The organism is Levilactobacillus namurensis DSM 19117, from assembly GCF_001434785.1.
Taxonomy (GTDB): Bacteria; Bacillota; Bacilli; order Lactobacillales; family Lactobacillaceae; genus Levilactobacillus; species Levilactobacillus namurensis.
This window is the reverse complement of sequence record NZ_AZDT01000045.1, coordinates 1-17210: the sequence shown is the minus strand read 5'-3', so window position 1 is coordinate 17210 and position 17210 is coordinate 1. Positions and strand designations below refer to the sequence as shown.

General features: G+C 52.5%; 15 protein-coding genes. All 15 read right to left on the bottom strand.

The genetic code is table 11. From position 1 onward, the window contains the following. Positions 1–156 precede the first annotated feature (156 nt). The 15 genes from ileS to mraZ all read right to left on the bottom strand — a co-directional run bounded on the left by ileS (position 157) and on the right by mraZ (position 16981). Positions 157–2970: an isoleucine--tRNA ligase gene (ileS, locus tag FD30_RS07160; RefSeq protein WP_056944465.1), complete on the bottom strand. Its 2814-nt coding sequence runs from the start codon at positions 2968–2970 to the stop codon at positions 157–159. Between the two features lie 351 nt (positions 2971–3321). Then, on the bottom strand, positions 3322–4026 hold the full coding sequence (locus FD30_RS07155; RefSeq protein WP_024746066.1) for a DivIVA domain-containing protein: 705 nt from the start codon (positions 4024–4026) through the stop codon (positions 3322–3324). A 19-nt stretch (positions 4027–4045) separates the two neighbouring features. Then, positions 4046–4825 (bottom strand): YlmH family RNA-binding protein, encoded by a 780-nt coding sequence (locus FD30_RS07150; RefSeq protein WP_056944464.1) that lies wholly within the window; start codon positions 4823–4825, stop codon positions 4046–4048. A 19-nt stretch (positions 4826–4844) separates the two neighbouring features. After that, on the bottom strand, positions 4845–5129 hold the full coding sequence (locus FD30_RS07145) for a YggT family protein (RefSeq protein WP_024746064.1): 285 nt from the start codon (positions 5127–5129) through the stop codon (positions 4845–4847). A 12-nt stretch (positions 5130–5141) separates the two neighbouring features. Further along, positions 5142–5576 carry a cell division protein SepF gene (locus FD30_RS07140; RefSeq protein WP_056944463.1) on the bottom strand — a complete coding sequence of 145 codons (435 nt, stop codon included), beginning with the start codon at positions 5574–5576 and terminating at the stop codon, positions 5142–5144. A 36-nt stretch (positions 5577–5612) separates the two neighbouring features. Continuing rightward, positions 5613–6890, bottom strand: coding sequence for a cell division protein FtsZ (gene ftsZ / locus FD30_RS07135; RefSeq protein WP_056944462.1), 1278 nt, complete (start codon positions 6888–6890; stop codon positions 5613–5615). 21 nt (positions 6891–6911) lie between these two features. Further along, positions 6912–8252 (bottom strand): cell division protein FtsA, encoded by a 1341-nt coding sequence (gene ftsA, locus FD30_RS07130; protein ID WP_056944461.1) that lies wholly within the window; start codon positions 8250–8252, stop codon positions 6912–6914. A gap of 140 nt (positions 8253–8392) precedes the next feature. Further along, the gene (locus FD30_RS07125) at positions 8393–9250 is read right to left on the bottom strand and encodes a cell division protein FtsQ/DivIB (protein ID WP_056944460.1); all 858 of its coding nucleotides are present in this window, start codon (positions 9248–9250) and stop codon (positions 8393–8395) included. Positions 9251–9285: 35 nt separating this feature from the next. Beyond that, positions 9286–10377: an undecaprenyldiphospho-muramoylpentapeptide beta-N-acetylglucosaminyltransferase gene (gene murG / locus FD30_RS07120; RefSeq protein WP_056944459.1), complete on the bottom strand. Its 1092-nt coding sequence runs from the start codon at positions 10375–10377 to the stop codon at positions 9286–9288. A gap of 1 nt (position 10378) precedes the next feature. Continuing rightward, positions 10379–11758 carry a UDP-N-acetylmuramoyl-L-alanine--D-glutamate ligase gene (murD, locus tag FD30_RS07115; protein WP_056944458.1) on the bottom strand — a complete coding sequence of 460 codons (1380 nt, stop codon included), beginning with the start codon at positions 11756–11758 and terminating at the stop codon, positions 10379–10381. Positions 11759–11995: 237 nt separating this feature from the next. Next, on the bottom strand, positions 11996–12967 hold the full coding sequence (gene mraY / locus FD30_RS07110) for a phospho-N-acetylmuramoyl-pentapeptide-transferase (protein WP_056944457.1): 972 nt from the start codon (positions 12965–12967) through the stop codon (positions 11996–11998). A 21-nt stretch (positions 12968–12988) separates the two neighbouring features. After that, on the bottom strand, positions 12989–15145 hold the full coding sequence (locus FD30_RS07105; protein WP_056944456.1) for a penicillin-binding transpeptidase domain-containing protein: 2157 nt from the start codon (positions 15143–15145) through the stop codon (positions 12989–12991). Beyond that, positions 15145–15534, bottom strand: a complete 390-nt coding sequence (gene ftsL / locus FD30_RS07100; protein WP_024746055.1) for a cell division protein FtsL — start codon at positions 15532–15534, stop codon at positions 15145–15147. Before ftsL ends, FD30_RS07105 begins: the two co-directional genes overlap by 1 nt. Before the next feature lie 31 nt (positions 15535–15565). Continuing rightward, the gene (gene rsmH, locus FD30_RS07095) at positions 15566–16522 is read right to left on the bottom strand and encodes a 16S rRNA (cytosine(1402)-N(4))-methyltransferase RsmH (RefSeq protein ID WP_024746054.1); all 957 of its coding nucleotides are present in this window, start codon (positions 16520–16522) and stop codon (positions 15566–15568) included. A 36-nt stretch (positions 16523–16558) separates the two neighbouring features. Further along, complete coding sequence (mraZ, locus tag FD30_RS07090; RefSeq protein ID WP_056944455.1) at positions 16559–16981, bottom strand: division/cell wall cluster transcriptional repressor MraZ; 423 nt, start codon at positions 16979–16981, stop codon at positions 16559–16561. Positions 16982–17210: the final 229 nt, after the last annotated feature.

Here is a 17210-nt window from a genome sequence, read left to right as displayed (position 1 = left end):
TCGCTGGACTCCTTCCCATACATACTGCAGATTATACGCGTTTTCCAGAATCCCCGCAAACCGCACCCCTCAACGTCAAAACGGGTAACCGACACCACTGGCGTCAGTTACCCGTTTTGCTTAAAGCGTTAAGATTCACTTAATCATGGTTTAGGCTTACTTCTCGTCAAAGCCTTCCGTCGCCGTTTCCGGGAAGTTCTCCCGTACAATGGCTGCACACCGCGCACAGAAGTCAGGGTAAGCACTGTCAATCCCGACATCTTGCTTGATCAACCGGCACCGTTGACACTCTTGGCCCTCGGCCGGCGTTACCTTGATGGCTACATCGCCAAAGTCAACGGCATCTGCTGGCTTCTGGTCGTAAGTTGCCAGGTCCAAACCGGAAACCAACAGAATCTGTTGAACGTTCACGTCCAACTGATCCAGCATCGCTTGGACGTCCGCATTCACGTACAGGTCCAGGTGGGCTTCAGCAGCCTTACCGATCAACTTCGCGTTCCGGGCTTCTTCCAACGCCTTCAAGACGTCACTCCGCAGCTTCATGAACTGGGCCCAAGTTGAGGGTTCCCCATCGGCAGCTACTTCGTTTACGGTTGGCAGATCCATGACCGCTGGCATCTCCGCCAATTGGACAAAGTCTTCTGGCTCCTTCAAGAAGGTCCAGATTTCTTCCGTCGTGTGTGGCAGGATTGGCGTCAACAGCTTGGTCAACGTTACCGCAATCTGGTAGAAGACCGTCTGCATAGACCGCCGGGCCGGACTGTTCTGCGCTTCAATGTACAGCACGTCCTTGGCAAAGTCCAGGTAGAAAGCGGACAATTCGGTAATTACGAAGTTCATCAATTCCTTGTAAATGCTCAAGAAATCATAGTGTTCGTAATGGTCTTCAACGCTCTTGGTGAATTCGTTCAACCGGTAGAGCATGTGACGATCAACAGCGGTCAAGTCGTCCACGGCCACAGCATCCGTCTTAGGATCGAAATCACTGGTGTTAGCCAACAAATAACGCATCGTGTTCCGCAGCTTCTTGTAGCTATCGGAGATCTTCACGAAGGCTTCCGTTGAGACCCGCACATCGGCAGACGTATCCACTGACGTGACCCAGAGCCGGACAATGTCGGCCCCCATCTTCTTGATGATTTCACTTGGCGCAATCGTGTTCCCCAAGGACTTGGACATCTTGTGGCCATCCTTATCCAAGGTGAACCCTTGTGAAACGACCTGTTTGTAAGGTGCCTTCCCTTCAGCCGCAACACTAGTGATCAGACTGGAGTTGAACCAACCCCGGTACTGGTCTGACCCTTCCAAGTAGAGGTCAGCCGGGTAGACCAAGTCGTCCCGTTCGGCCAAGACCCCTTGGTGGGAAGTCCCAGAATCGAACCAGACATCCATAATGTCGGTTTCCTTCGTGAACTGACCATGTGGTGAATGTTCGTTGGTATAGCCTTCTGGTAACAGATCCTTCGCATCCCGGTCAAACCAAACGTTCGACCCGAACTTGCCGAACAGGTCGGCAACGTGATTGATTGTTTCTGTTTCCAAGATTGGCGTCCCATCTTCCGCGTAGAAGATAGGCAGCGGAACACCCCAGACCCGTTGCCGGGAGATGACCCAGTCGCCCCGGTCCTTGATCATGTTGGCTAACCGCCGTTGACCCCAATCCGGTTGGAACTTGACGTCCTTTAAGTTATCAAGGATCTCATCGCGGACCTTATCCACGGACGCAAACCATTGTGGCGTTGCCCGGAAGATGACCGGCTTCTTAGTCCGCCAGTCAAACGGATAGCTGTGTTCGTAAGGCATGTACTTGAGCAAGGCGTTCGCCGCCTTCAACTTGTCCAGCGCAATCTGGTTGGCATCTTCGTAGAAGACCCCTTTAAAGTCCGGACCAGCTTCTTCGGTCATGTACCCCTTATCGTCCACGGGTACCAGCACTGGTAAGTGGTAAAGGGCGCCGACGTTAAAGTCGTCTTCCCCTAATCCTGGCGCCGTGTGGACTAACCCGGTCCCGGAATCAGTCGTCACAAAGTCGCCTAACATGACGACCAACTTCCGGTCAGCAATGAACGGATGTTGTGCCGTGATGTTTTCCAGGTCTCGACCCATGACCGTCTTCAACGTCTGTACGTCTTCCCAGCCGAACCGTTCAGCGTTTTCCGCCACTAAGGAACTGGCCAGAACGAACTTCCGGTCATCCCCAGCTGGTTGGACCACTGCGTATTCGATACCGGCATCGATCGTAATCCCTTCAGAAGCAGGAATCGTCCAAGGCGTCGTGGTCCAGACCACAAAGTAAGTGTCGTCATCTAAGACGCCCTTACCGTCCACCACTTGTTCCGCGTAGAAAGCGGATGGTGACGTCACATCGTGGTACTCCACTTCGGCTTCCGCCATCGCGGATTCGGAAGACCAGGACCAGTAAACCGGCTTTTTGCCCCGGTAGATCAGTCCCCGTTCAACCATCTTACCGAAGACCCGCACTTCAGCGGCTTCGAATTCTGGCTTCAACGTCAGGTACGGATTGTCCCAATCGGCGGAGACCCCTAACCGCTTGAACCCATCCCGTTGCTGGTCCACTTGCTTCAAGGCGTATTCCCGACACAGATCCCGGAATTCGGAAGTGGACATCTTTTTCCGGTCATAACCGGCCTTGGTCAGCTGTTGTTCAATCGGCAAGCCATGGGTATCCCATCCCGGAACGTACGGTGCCCGGTAACCACTCATGGACTTGTAACGAACGATGATGTCCTTAGAAATCTTGTTCATCGCGTGACCCATGTGAATAGGTCCGTTCGCATACGGCGGCCCATCATGTAAGATAAAGGTCGGTTTCCCTTCGTTCAGTTTCTGGCGAGCTTGATACAACTTGTTATCTGCCCAGGCTTTTTGGCGATCAACTTCCTTGACCGGCAAATTACCGCGCATCTTGAACTTGGTCTTACCCAGGTTCAGCGTGTCTTTAATTCGCATACCAGCAATTCCTCCTTGTATATTCTCTACTCACGGTCGATCAACCGGTGAGCTCAAGCTTACGCCTCAGCTCACCGGTCCATCCCCGTTGCCTTACGATTCTCATCAACGCCAAATAAAAAACGACCTCGTCACAAGGGACGAAGTCGTTCGTGGTACCACCCAATTTTAGAAATCATCTTATGTAGAAAATTTCCCTCAAAGCCGTAACGGGGCTATCCGCCGTGACCTACTACCTTCAATCACGGAGCATCGGAGAGTGATGACGAACACCTGCTGACTGCTCGGGCTTCCACCAGTTCCCGATTCGCTGTAAGTCTTCAGAATTCGTTGGGTCTCTCCAGACCATTTTTAGTGTTTGTCGTAATGTTCTTGATCGTTATCTGGGAAGATAACCACCGTTTCTTGACTCGCGTCACCACTGTCAGTTACGGGGGTTTCCGTCACCTGAGCGGCCGCGTCATCGACCTGCGGTGCTTCTGAGTTTACGCCTTGGTCCGCAGCCTTGTCAAGTCGGTCGCCCACGACCTTCTTGATTTCCTCGTAGCTGGACATGGAGCCTTCCTTTAACAGACTATCCCAGTCATTGGACTTGACGACTTCCAGCTGACTTTCCAGCATGACCTGAAGCCGTTGCCGGAAGACCCGGGTACTCTTCTTCAAATCATCCGTTTCGACCGCTAACTTCTTGGCCCGTTTCGAGGCCTCGTTCATGATTTGATTGCCCTTGTTGGTGGCTTCAGAAACAATGTCAGAGCTCTGCTTTTGGGCTTCGCGGATAATAATTTCCGATTCCTTTTGGGAGTTTGCTTTCACCTTATCGGCAGCTTCCTGCGCAACTAAGATGGATTGGTTCAGTGAATCTTTGAGGTCGTTAAAGTACTTCAACTTTTCGTTGGCAGCATCTAACTGTTCTTCCAATTCCTTGTTGTGGTTCAGCGTGATCTGGTAATCCTTAATCACTTGATCCAAGAAGTCATTGACCTCATCAACGTTGTAACCACGCATTTTCGTGCCAAACTCTTTATTATGAATATCTAATGGACTTAGTACCATCGTACGATTCCCTCCACATCTATTTCTTCAGCACCGACAGGACGACGCGAATCTTCTCTTTCTTGGTGCGGCCAGCCACTTCGTCCAACCGAATCCGGCCAAACCCGCGTACCGAGACCAGGTCGGCCACGGCTAATTCGTAATCCGGCTTCTCCGTGTCCGCCCAGTTGACCCGAATCTTCCCGGCCTCAATCAGTTCTTTGGCCCGGTGCCGGGACAAATGAAACCCTGAGCCAACAATGTTATCCAACCGCAAAGACGACAACGTCGCCGTCTCCGGCGTCCATTCATCCATGGGGCGTACCCGGCTCTCCCAGTCGGCCAAGACTAACCGGGCCTTGACCCGGCCAATGCGGTCAATCTGATTGCTCAAGTAGTTGACCATGTTGGTCTCCGTAACCAGTTGCCAGGTCTGACCGTCCGTTAAGATATCGCCCACGATTTCCCGCTCGATTCCAGAACCCAGAAGCGTTCCCAAAATCTGACTATGGTGTAACGTGGCGAACTTAACCGGATAATCGACCCGGACTAAGGACAGTTCGAAATCCGTGATCGTGGGTTCATAGTACGCTGGATAAAACAGCGCGCGTTGCATCTCAGCACCCGGGTAACCACCATTGAACCGAACCGCAATATCAGCCCGTCGCGCCAGTGTCGTGGCAACGTAGACCTGCCGGGGGTTCAAAAAATGTGTCAAGACGGGGCGATACTCGTCTTGGACCTGCTGTAACCAATTGCCGACTGCCGCAATGAAGGGCGCCTCATCCGGCCGAAAGTGCTGGGTAATGTTCTCATCCACGACCGACGACTCCTCTCCGTTAACTCAACATGAGATTGATCAGCATGCCTTCCAGCGCGTACAACCCATACTGGACCAACGTTAGCACCACGATGGCCACGACCGGGCCAAAGCCCAACGGCCCCAGCGCAATCCGGTCAAAATAACTTAAGAATGGGTTGACGATGCGCCCCACAAACTGCCCCAGCCGCGATTGGTACGCGCCCGGTAGCCAGCTCATCAAGGCATACACCACAATCAATAGAATATAGGCGCTAATGCACCAATTTAAAACTTTAAAAATGACGCCTACTAGACTTAGCACAGCAACGCTCCTTTATGATGTGAATTGGGTTCCCAAATTGGCAGCCACGTCCCCGGTCACTTCAAAGTTATGCGGGGTGCACAGAAAGATCTGTTCGCCAATCCGTTTGATTTCTCCGCCGACCGCGAAAGCCGTGCCATTCAGAAAATCAACGATTCGTTGTGCCTGACTCTCATCGACTCGGGCAAAGTTGACGATAACGGCATCGCCATCCGTAATTTGCTTCGCGATTGCTTTCGCATCCGAGTAAATTCGTGGTTCGCAGATGGCAATATGACTAGCAGCTGATTTTGCTGAACGCATGGAAACCACCTTCCGAGTATCAACAGGCCGTTGCGGCGCCCCGACCGTCGGTTTGACCGGCGATGCTGGCTCCTGATAGTCTTCGTCATCATAATCATCATCGTTGACGCCAAAAAATTTACTGAGACTAAACTTATCCGCCATGGTTGGCCACTCCTCTCACAACGAACGCTGCTGAGACTATTTCCGCCGCCGCTTAAAGAACGGAGGCGTATCTTCGCCTTGGTTATCGTCCGCTGCAGAATTTTGGTTCGAACTTGGGTTAAAGATATTAAAGTCCGGCTTATCGACCCCTGCAAATTCATCGTTACTGGTTGAGCGCTTCGGTTCTGGCCGGTGCGCTGGTTCGCGAATATCCCAGTTGCCAAACGGGTCAGCTTGCTTGGTCGTCGCATTGTTAGCTGCTTGATCATTGGTCCGCGTTGCTGGCTGAGCTGGGTTAGTTTGCGGATTGTTAACTCGCCGTGCTGTCCGGTTCCGCGCGGCTTCTTTTTCTTCACGCTTCTTGTCGATCCCGGTTGCAATCACCGTGACCCGCACTTCATCACCGAGTTCTTCGTCAATCGACGTCCCGAAGATGATGTTGACGTCACTGGTAGCGGCGTCGGAAACAATCTGGGAAGCTGCTTGGGCTTCGAACAAGGACAGGTCCGGACCACCGGTAATGTTCAAGAGGACTTGTTCGGCCCCATCGATGGAAACTTCCAGTAATGGTGACGAAATGGCCTTCTTAGTGGCGTCTTCCGTCCGGTTCTCACCGTTAGCTGACCCAATTCCCATTAACGCAGACCCTTGGTCCTTCATGACCGTCTTAACGTCCGCAAAGTCCAAGTTGACGTAGCCGGGACTCGTGATCAGGTCAGAGATTCCTTGGACCCCTTGCCGTAACACGTTGTCGGCTTCTTGGAAGGCTTCCATCATTGGCGTCTTCTTATCAACGATTTCTAATAACCGGTTGTTGGCAATGATGATCAACGTATCAACGTTTTCCTTCATTGCGGCGACCCCTTCAGCGGCAAACCGTGCCCGCCGAGGACCTTCAAAACTAAACGGCCGGGTGACAACCCCCACCGTCAAGGCGCCACCTTCCTTAGCAATCTTCGCAACGATTGGGGCAGCCCCGTTCCCGGTACCGCCGCCCATGCCGGCCGTCACAAAGACCATATCGGCCCCTTCTAGGGCTTCGGTGATGGCTTCTTCACTTTCTTCAGCGGCCTTCGCCCCGATTTCGGGGTTCGCACCGGCACCTAACCCGCGCGTCAATTTCGGGCCAAGTTGAATCTTGGTCTCCGCCTTAGAGGCTTCCAAGGCTTGGACGTCCGTGTTCGCCACGATGAACTCAACACCCTTGACGTCTTCGGTAATCATTCGGTTAACGGCGTTGTTACCCCCGCCGCCGACGCCGATAACTTTGATATTGGCGCCGTGATTTTGAGCAGAATCTAATGAGTATTCCATTATGTTTTCCTCCATCTCGCTTTAGTCAAAGAAGTCGCTGAAGAACCTCTTAAACCCTTCGGATCGTTTCTTTTTCGCTTTCGGTCGCTTCTTAGCCGGACGCCTAGTGGCTGACTCGGATTGGGTCATTTCCGTGGACGCCGCTGATTCTGCCGCCTCACGTTGCCGCAATTCATCCGTTTCGTCGGCCAACTGGGTCGATCCCGTCAATGCGCTCTTGATCAAAAGATCAATCTCGCTGAGACCACCGAAGTAGTTCACCAGCGCCAGCGCTAGGGTAAACGACGGATGCCGGAGTCCCATCTGGTCGGGAACGTAAGCCCGGACCGTCGCGTCGAACTCATCCGTGGCCAGCTCCGTGATACCTGGTAGAGCCGAGACTCCACCGGTCAGGACGATGCCCCCAGGAAGTTCCAGGGCCTGGACCTTATCCAGATTCGTCCGGAGCCGCTTGAAGATCTGATCCAACCGCGCCTCAATGATCTCGGCCAAGTACTTCTCCGAGACCGGCGTTGGCTGACTCTGACCGACCACGTCAACGGGAAACTCATCTTCATCGCTGGCTTGCGTGGAATCCGCGTAACCGTAATCACGCTTTAACTTCTCAGCACTATCCAGCGACGTGTTCAAGACCACGGAGATATCCTTGGTAATGAACTGGCCACCCTCTTGATCCACATCAATATATTTCAATTGATGGTCGTGAATCACAGCAGCTGTCGATTGACCGCCACCCAGATCGATTAGGATAGTCCCAAAGTCTTGTTCGCCATCATTCATGACCATCATGCCTTGGGCCAGCGGATTGATGACCGTGCCCCGCAAGTGTAATCCGGCCTGTTCGACCGCCTTGCGCGTATTGTGCATAATCGTCTTCGGGCCCGTGAACAGGGTCCCGTGGAGCTCTAGCCGAACACCGACCATGCCCCGGGGATCCTTGATGCCGTCAAACCCATCGACCACAAATTCATCGGGCAAGATGTCAACGACTTCCCGTTCTGGGGGTAAACTTTGAATCAACGCGGCGGCCGCAACGTTGCGCACGTCCCGTCCCGTAATTTCACGCGACTGATCGTCAATGGCGATCATGCCACTGCAAGTTTCAATTTTTAACATGTTAGCCGGAATCCCGACAATAACATCGTGAATTTCGATACTAGCCTTCTCTTCGGCTTGTCGAACGGCGCGCTGGATTGCTTCAGCTGCCTTGTCGATGTCCACAATGACACCACGACTGACACCATTCGAACGTTCATTCCCCACACCAATAACGTTCATTTGCCCTTTTACATTTTCAGCAACAATGACTTTTATTGAGGTGGTTCCTATATCGAGACCTACGTACATCCCTGAATTATCCATAGAAAAAGGAACCTCCTAAGCTAATCGATCTATTAACACGTATGAATTCGCTTTTTCTCCTAATTATTTTTCAGTTTACCACATTTACTAGGGGTTGAAAAAGCCTTATTAGCGCTTTTTAGCGCTGAAATCAAAATGATTTATTTCTTAAACGGTGCAGAGTACGCCCCAACTTCCAAATTGACCACGCCCTTTTGCTTCATCTTGCTGGCAATACTAGGATAGTACGCCATTTTGGTCGCAAAAGTGTCGATGCGGGCATAGACTTCGTTCCCGTCGTTCATGAACAAGTGAATCCGGTCTGGATCGGCCTTAGTCGGTGCATCGTGAATCTCACTGATGTTGCGCTTAATTGCCGCTGGCAGTTGCGCATATTGCAGAATCACGCGGTGGAGCGTCTTCGCCGATTTAAAGCTCCCGTAGACCGGTGTGCCACTCTCGGGCTGCGCGTCCGATTGGTGGCTCACAATGCCGTTCTCCAGGACCTCGTAATACCGTCCCTGCCGCATCACGTACCCGGCCGTCACGTATTCCACGACCCGCACCCGGACCCGGTTGGGCTGCTGAAAACTGATCTTCACATTCTTCAACCGGTTGTTCCGTTTCAGCGCTTGTCGTGCTAGCCGACGCTGGTGACCCAAAACATTGAAAATCGAGTCGCCGCGCTGAATCTGAACCGCCGTGGTCACTTGCCGCGTCGACAGCGCCTGTCGTCCGGTTACCCGAACGGACGCCACGTGGCTGAGGGGGGATACCAGATACACCATCACTAGAATCACCACCATAAACCCTGACAGCACTGCCGTCAACCGACGAGCCAGCTGTCGGTTCCGTTGGTGGCGCAACCGCGGTAATTTATCCCCGATACGCTTCGCGTGGCGAAACCATTTAGGCGTCTTGGCTTGCTTTCGACGCTGAGCAGCCCGTGATTGATACGCCTCCCACGGCGTTAGCTCCCGCGGGGTCTGTGATTGCTTTCGATTCAACCGAAACTTCACGGCTGCTCACCTCCATCACTGGTCTCTTCCAGTGATTATTTCTTCAAAGATAAGACCACGTCTAAGACCCGGTCCGCCGCATCCGGCACGCCTAAGTGTTTCGAGGCATCGGCCATATCGTGACGTAAGGCATCATCGTTCATCAACTGATCGGCCTTAGCCACCAGCGTGTCGCCCGTTAGGTCAGCTTCCTTGATCAGCTCGGCCGCCCCAACGGTCACCAGTGACTGGGCATTCTTAGTCTGGTGGTCTGCCGTCACGTAAGGACTGGGAATCAGAATGGATGGGATCCCGTCAGCCGTGATTTCAGCCAACGAGGTCGCACCGGCCCGCCCCACGATAGCAGCGACGCGGGGCAAGACTTCCGGCATATTCGGAATATAGGGCTTGACCACCACGTTCTCAGCGATCGTGGTCCCTTTCAACTGCTCCATGACCCCGTCATAGCGTTTCTGCCCCGTCACGAAGACCACTTGATACTTGCGGTCGTTAAAGGCCGGGATGGCGGCGACGGTTGCCGCGTTGATCTTAAGTGCCCCTTGGGAGCCCCCGAAGATCAACAGGGTCGGCACATCATCCTTAAGTCCGTATTCGTCCCAGGTGAAGTGGCTGACGATTTCCGCCGCTTCTTGGGCCCGTGGGTTCCCCGTCTTGACCATCTTATTGGCCGGCAATTGATCAATGGCGGCATCGAAGACGTAGGCGATCTTATCCACGTAACGGCTCAAGAACTTGTTGGTCATCCCCACCACACTGTTCTGTTCGTGAATCATCGTGGGAACGTGTAACCGACTGGCGGCGTAAACCACGGCACCGGAGACATAGCCCCCCGTTCCGACCACAACGTCAGGTTTAAACTCACGAACCATCTTTTTCGCCGCGTGGACGCTCTTCAAGAATAGATAGACCGTCTTGAAGTTCTCCAGGGACAGGGAACGTTTGAAACCTTGGATGCGGGTAGCCTTAAAGGGAATGCCCTTCGCCGGTACGATCGTACTTTCCAAGCCCCGCTCGGAACCCACGTATAAGACCTCCGCTTCCGGGTCCCGTTTCTTTAACGCTTTAATTAGGGCTAATGCCGGGTAGATGTGTCCCCCGGTACCGCCACCGGATACCATTAATCGCATGTTAAACTTCCTCCTGTTTCCCCGTTAGCTTCTCGACTGCCTTGATAAACAGATCACCCCGGACTTCAAAGTTCGGGTATTGGTCCCAACTGGCGTTGGCTGGCGACAGCAAAACAATGTCGCCGGGAGCACTCAACTGGTAGGCTAACGGTACCGCCGTCTCAACGTTTTCCGTCATCTTAATCGTTGCGATGCCCGCATCCTTCGCAGTCTGTGCCAAGAGCTTAGCGGTCTGACCGAAGAGAATGATGGCCTTCACGTGGTCCTTGAACGCGGGAATCATCTTCTCAAAGGTGTATCCCCGGTCCAAGCCCCCCGCTAATAAGACAACGGGCGCCTTAAAGCCCTTCAGAGCCATCTCCGTAGCTTCCATATCCGTAGCCTTGGAATCGTTGTAGTATTGCCGACCCTCAGCTTCTAACACGAACTGGGTCCGGTGCCGAACTCCACCGAAGTTGCGCAGAACTGCCTTGATGGCGGCCGTTCCCACACCCTTCAGTTTAGCGACCGCAATCGCCGCCAAGGCATTTTCAATATTATGATCACCAGGAACCTTGACCTCATCGGCCGGCATGATGGCTTCGTCCTTAAAGTACAGAACGCCATCCTTCTCGTAGGCGCCCTCTTCCGTCACATCCAGGCGGGAGAATGGCACCACTTGGGCGCGGGATTGTTGGCTCAGCTCACGCCATTCTGGATTATCGAAGTTGACCACGAAGTAGTCCGCCGCCGTCTGATTAGCGGTGATCTTCATCTTGGCCGCCACGTAGTTAGCCCGCGTCTTGTGGTAATCCAAGTGGTTCGAGAAGATGTTAGTCAAGACCGCGATGTGCGGATGGAACGTGGTTGTCGCGACCAGCATGAAACTGGAGATCTCCACCACCAGTGTATCGTCCTTCGTGACTTCTTGGGCGACTTTGCTGGCTGGAATCCCGATGTTGCCGGCATACTTCGCGTGGCCCGCTGAACGGTCCCGGTCGAGCATCTTCTGGATCATGGTCGTCGTGGTGGTCTTCCCGTTACTCCCGGTGACCGCGACTAACTCCGCTTCGTTGACCTCGCTAGCTAATTCCATTTCCCCTAAAATCGGCAAGTGTAACGCTTGGGCCCGTTGAACTACCGGAACGTCATAGGGAATCCCGGGGTTCTTGATCATCAGATCATACCCCGCATCCAGGAGTTCGGGGGTCTGCTCACCCGTGATCACCTTGAAACCAGCCACTTGTAACTCCCGGGCTTCCGGATTCTTGTCTAAGGGCTGAACATCACTGACCGTTACGTCGGCCCCTAACCGCTTTAAGAGTTTAGCCGCATTGAAGCCACTCTTCGCCAGGCCCAATACCAGTACCTTTTTACCCATGTATGTTGTGATTTGTTTCATACCGCTGCTCGCTCTCCGTTCACTTAATATACTCATTGCCCTAGCCGTTTAAACCCTAAATGGGCCGATGATATGATTAGTCATACCATTACCTAGTACTAGAGTGACAAAAATTCCTTGAAATGTCTACTATTCCATAACGAATTTAGGACAATTGTTACCCCAAATCGCTTTCCCTATAAAAAATGGGCTCACCGACTCTACCGAGCGGTCAGCCCATGAGTCGTCAGAAAATCGTTATTTTGCCAAGATGACCGCGACCCCACTCACTGCAGTGATCAAACCCACTGCCCAGAACGTGAAGTCAATCTTCCATTCACTCCACCCTAACATTTCAAAGTGGTGATGGATGGGACTCATCAAGAAAATTCGTTTCCCCGTTAACTTAAACGAGGCCACTTGCAAAATAACACTGGCCGTCTCAATCACGTAAACTAATCCAATCCATAACAGTGACAATTCATGATGCAACAGAATCGAAACCGCCGCTAAGGCGCCACCCAAAGCCAACGAACCGGTATCCCCCATAAAGATCTTGGCAGGTTTGTGATTAAAGATCAAGAACCCTAAAAGACTGCCGACTACGGCAAAACAAAAAATACTGATGTTAAGTTGGTGCTGATTCAGCGCCACGATTCCGTAGGCTGCAAACGAGATGCTGGCTAACCCACTGACCAAGCCGTCCAAGCCGTCGGACAAATTCACGGCGTTGGAGAACCCGACCAGCCAGATGATGGCAAAGAGGGCGTACCAGCCACCCATGTGCCAGGTTCCCAATCCCGGAATCTGTAATTCCATGGGCAGATGTTCGTGTGCGTAGACCCAAAAGAGCAACAACGCCCCTACAATCTGTCCCAGCAGTTTCTGCCAGGCCTTCAACCCTTCGTTCTGCCGGTGGAACAGCTTGATGCTGTCATCCCACGCACCCAGGGCACCGTACAGGATCAAGATAAAGAGCAAGATCCAGGTCGTCGATAACACGTGATGCGGTGCCACCAACCAGCTGGTCACCAACGTCATCAAGATGATGGCGATAATGAAGAGCAAACCTCCCATGGTCGGAGTCCCGGACTTTTTCTCGTGCCAGGTGGGACCTTCTTCCCGAATCATCTGGCCTTCGTGTCGTGCCCGAAAGTACCGAATCAGTGACGGCATAAACGCCGCCGTTATGACTAAACCACCCACAAAGGGTATCAACGCAGTTATCATGATCTTACTCAATCCTCATTCTTATTTATTTTGTTTCAAGGTAATGGTCAGTGTCGACCCAGAAGCCACGGTGGTTCCCGCTTTAAGACTCTGCTTCGTCACGTACCCATCACCGTTAGTGGTCAATTTGATGCCCACCAACTGTGCTAATTTTACCACATCACCCTTCGACCAGCCCGTCAAACTTGGGAGGGTGACCTGACCGCCCGTGGTCAAGAAGACCCGCTGATCCCGATAGAGGGTGGTCCCGGCCGCAACCGATTGCTTGCGCACCTTAGCGCCGTTCCCCAGAACGGTCACGGTCGCGTTCGACTTGGTCAACGCCTTAGTGGCCGCTGTCAAAGACTTCCCGGTCACATCCGGCATCTTAGTCTGTGTGGTTTTACTGGTGCTATCTTCCTGAAGGGCCCGGGCCATCACTGGTTTCATCACGGAAGCCAGTAACTGCGTCGCCGTCTTGCTGCCTAGGTGCGGTTGCTTCATGGTAATGTACATCACGTACTTCGGATTAGAAGCTGGCACCATCGACGCTACGGAGTACAGGTAATTGTCGTCGCCGGACAGATAACCCGACTTTCCGCTGCTGACCTGCGCCGTCCCAGTCTTGACGGCGACCCGGTAACCACTCATCTTATAGTCGCTCCCGATACCATAACTCTTGTAGACCACATCTTCCATGTGCTTACGGACGGCCTGAGCCGTCGATGCCGAGATGGGGTTACCCACCGTGGTCGGCTGATACCGCTTGACGGTCTTGTGCGTGTTGGGGTCGACGACCTTACTAATCACGTAAGGCTTCATCATCTGCCCATCATTGCTGACAGCCGTTAAGGCCTGCAACATCTGGAAGACCGTCACTTGAATCCCTTGTCCGAACGCGGTATCCGCCTGTTCGATCGGCCGGGTGAAGGCAATGTCTCCGCTCAGTTCACCCGGTAGGCCCGAGTGGGTACTCTGCAAGAAGTGGAACCGTTTGATGTACTTCTTCCAAGTCTTGGCGCCCATCTGCTGTTCCAAGTGGGCCATCGCAACGTTACTTGAGACGGCGAACCCTTTGTTATAGGTAATGGTTCCCCACCCAGAGGTATTCCAGTCAGGCACCACTTGATTGCCGATGGTGTAGCGTCCGGATTGATAGGTCGCGTTTCCGTTATAGTTCCCACTATTAATGGAAGACGCCAACGTGAAGATCTTCATGGTCGAGCCCGGTTCGTAGGCATCCTGCACCAGGGTGTTCCGCCAAACGTTATTTAACCCTGATTTTGTGGTCGCATTAAACGTTGGGCGTTGGGTCGCCGCAAGGATGGCTCCCGTCTTCGCGTTCATTAAAACGGCGTTCATGGAGTTGGCTTTGACCTGACTCTGGACACTACTCATTTCCGTCTCCAGCAAGGTCTGAAGGCGTGTATCCAGCGTGGTATAGACGTTATCCCCGTTCTTCGCCTTCTGGTACTTCTGCTTGGTTCCCGGCAGTTGGTACCCGTACATGTCCTTCTTAATCTTTTGGGAACCGTCCGTCCCGGTCAGTTCCCGGTTAAAGGCCTGTTCGATGCCCATAGTTCCCGTCAAGTTGGTCTGACCATTCTTAGTCTGGGATTGGGCTAACCCAATCAGGTGCGATGCAAAGACCCCGTTCGGGTAGAGACGCGACTCCTGTTGGACAAAGTTAATTCCGGACAAATGGTAGCTTTGAATCTTTTGTTTAGTGGTCAGCGAAATATTCTGTCCAGCCGTCCCAAATTCAACTTGGAACGGGTGACCCTTACTAGGCGTCAAGATATCCAGGGCTTTTTGCCGCGTGATCGGCAGGTTTTTCGCCAGAACCGTAGCGATCTTTTCTTTATTTGTAGCATACAATTTCTGGCCGTTCAACCCGACCTGCCGCTTATCCAACACCACGTATAATGAGTACACGCTGGTGTCTTCCGCGATGGGCTGGTTGTTGGCATCATAAATCGTCCCCCGCTTAGCCTTCAACGTCTCATTTGCCGTATACAAACGTTGGGCGGCGGCACTCAAATTAACATTCTGAACTTTTTTTCCGATGGAAATATACGAAAAGCGGCCGACGATAAGACAGAAGACCGCAAAAAAAACCAAAAACAGAAACTGGCCAAAGTGCTTCCGGTTTCTGCGTGTATTCGTGTGTTTATTAGGACGCTTAGGAGAATTGGTCATTATTTATTAACATTCCTTATTCGCGCGTTGTCCAATTCCAATCCCTGTTTTCGTGCAATCTTATCAAGCCGACTGCGACTTTGCAATTCATTGATTTCTTGTTGGGTATTCGTGTTGCGATTCTGATACGTCGCCGTGGTTTGATTAATGGACTGCAATTGGTGTTGTGCGTTGCTCATTGCAATCTTCGAAGAAACAACAAAAACCATCATCACCGCTAGAATGAGTCCCCCCACCGTCATGAGACACTTCTCAAACTTAGAGACGGGGAGTTTCTGCGGCTGACCTTGTGGGGTCGGTTGGAGCTGCGGTTGTGGTTGTTCTATGTGTTGGCGTCGTTTGGGTTCCGTGGTGAGTGGAACCGCCTCTGCTAAACTATTTTGCGCCATAAATAATCATCTTCCTATGTCGATATTTATTTTATGAGTGAGTCGAATCTAATCTTTCGAGAATTCGCAATTTAGCACTGTGGGCGCGATGATTGGCTGCCAATTCCGCGTCCGTCGGAACGATAGGCTTGCGGTTGACCAGCTTGTAGTCTGGCTGCAACTGGTCGGGAATCACGGGTAAGCCGTGGGGTAATTCTGGTAACGATGACTGCTCTCGGAACATGGTCTTGACCAGCCGGTCTTCCAAAGATTGGAAAGTGATCACGCTGATCCGCCCGTGGGGGGCTAACAACTTGATGGCCTGTTCCAGCGAGGCTTCTAACGCACCCAACTCATCGTTGACCGCGATACGAATCGCCTGGAAGACCTTCTTGGCTGGATGTCCACCGTGCCGCCGAGCGGCCGCGGGAATCCCTTCCTTGATGATCTCGACCAGTTGGCCCGTCGTATCGATGGGCGCCGTTTGGCGGTGGCGTTCAATAGCTCGGGCGATGGGCTTGGCAAACTTCTCTTCGCCGTACCGGTGAAAGATCCGAACTAAGTCGTTGAACGACCATTCATTGACCACCGTCCAAGCCGTCAACGGGGCACTCTGATCCATCCGCATGTCTAACGGTGCGTCGTGCTGGTAGCTAAAGCCCCGGTCGGCTTCGTCGAACTGCGGAGAGGAAACCCCCAGGTCGTACAAGATACCGTCCACCTGGGTGACCCCCAACTCGTTCAACGCGGCCTGCAGATTTCGGAAGTTGTTCTTGATAAACGTGACCTTCCCTGCGGCTAAGGCGTCCTTGAGGTGTTCTTGGTTATAGTCAATGGCGGTCTGGTCTTGATCAAAGGCATACAAGTGACCAGTCGTCAATTGTTCGAGAATGTGCTGGCTGTGACCACCGCCACCTAAAGTGCAATCGACGTAAGTTCCTGTTGGTTGGATGGCGAGACCCGCCACCGCTTCGTTTAAAAGTACTGTGACGTGATGAAAGTCTTCCATAAACACACTCCCTTCTTTAAAAGTCAAAATTTGTGATTAAAAATCAATTTTTTCAGCGATATCGTCAAAGTTTTCCTCAGCGGTCGTTGCAAACGCGGTCCACCGCTCGGCGCTCCAAATTTCAAACCGGTTGGCGACCCCCACGATCACGCACTGTTTCGTCAATGCTGCGTGTTCGCAAAGGGGCTTAGGGAGGTTGATGCGGCCCTGCTTATCGACCTCACATTCCGTGGCAGCCGAGTAGAAGAACCGGACAAACGCCCGGGCGTCCTTATGGTTGAGTGGCAAGGCTTTCAGTTTATCTTGCAAAAGCGCCCACTCAGATAATGGATAACCGAATAAACAACCATCCATCCCGCGGGTAACCACGAAATGGTCGCCAAGTTGTTCTCTGAATTTGGCGGGGATAATCAGCCGTCCTTTGGCGTCAATCGAATGCTCAAATTCGCCCATGAACATAGCCAATCCCCCTAACTTGTAACTATTCCCAAGTTTACCACACCCCCCCACTTTCTACCACAACGTTTCCGAATTTTTATAAATTTACGCACAAGCACGCAAAAAGCCACGGCGAACACCTGTTCACCGTGGCTCAACCCTTAATTTTTGACCCTTAAAAATGGGTCAATAAACCTGAATTATTCACCAGAAACTCCAAAATCCCCATCAAACACATGATTCAAGTGCT

Excerpts from the sequence above, each read along its gene's own strand:
- ileS (WP_056944465.1), bottom strand. The coding sequence starts at position 2,970 with ATGCGAATTAAAGACACGCTGAACCTGGGTAAGACCAAGTTCAAGATG.
- FD30_RS07155 (WP_024746066.1), bottom strand. The coding sequence starts at position 4,026 with ATGGTACTAAGTCCATTAGATATTCATAATAAAGAGTTTGGCACGAAA.
- mraY (WP_056944457.1), bottom strand. The coding sequence starts at position 12,967 with ATGATAACTGCGTTGATACCCTTTGTGGGTGGTTTAGTCATAACGGCG.
- ftsZ (WP_056944462.1), bottom strand. The coding sequence starts at position 6,890 with ATGGAATACTCATTAGATTCTGCTCAAAATCACGGCGCCAATATCAAA.
- murG (WP_056944459.1), bottom strand. The coding sequence starts at position 10,377 with ATGCGATTAATGGTATCCGGTGGCGGTACCGGGGGACACATCTACCCG.
- ftsL (WP_024746055.1), bottom strand. The coding sequence starts at position 15,534 with ATGGCGCAAAATAGTTTAGCAGAGGCGGTTCCACTCACCACGGAACCC.
- FD30_RS07105 (WP_056944456.1), bottom strand. The coding sequence starts at position 15,145 with ATGACCAATTCTCCTAAGCGTCCTAATAAACACACGAATACACGCAGA.
- ftsA (WP_056944461.1), bottom strand. The coding sequence starts at position 8,252 with ATGGATAATTCAGGGATGTACGTAGGTCTCGATATAGGAACCACCTCA.
- FD30_RS07140 (WP_056944463.1), bottom strand. The coding sequence starts at position 5,576 with ATGGCGGATAAGTTTAGTCTCAGTAAATTTTTTGGCGTCAACGATGAT.
- mraZ (WP_056944455.1), bottom strand. The coding sequence starts at position 16,981 with ATGTTCATGGGCGAATTTGAGCATTCGATTGACGCCAAAGGACGGCTG.
- rsmH (WP_024746054.1), bottom strand. The coding sequence starts at position 16,522 with ATGGAAGACTTTCATCACGTCACAGTACTTTTAAACGAAGCGGTGGCG.
- murD (WP_056944458.1), bottom strand. The coding sequence starts at position 11,758 with ATGAAACAAATCACAACATACATGGGTAAAAAGGTACTGGTATTGGGC.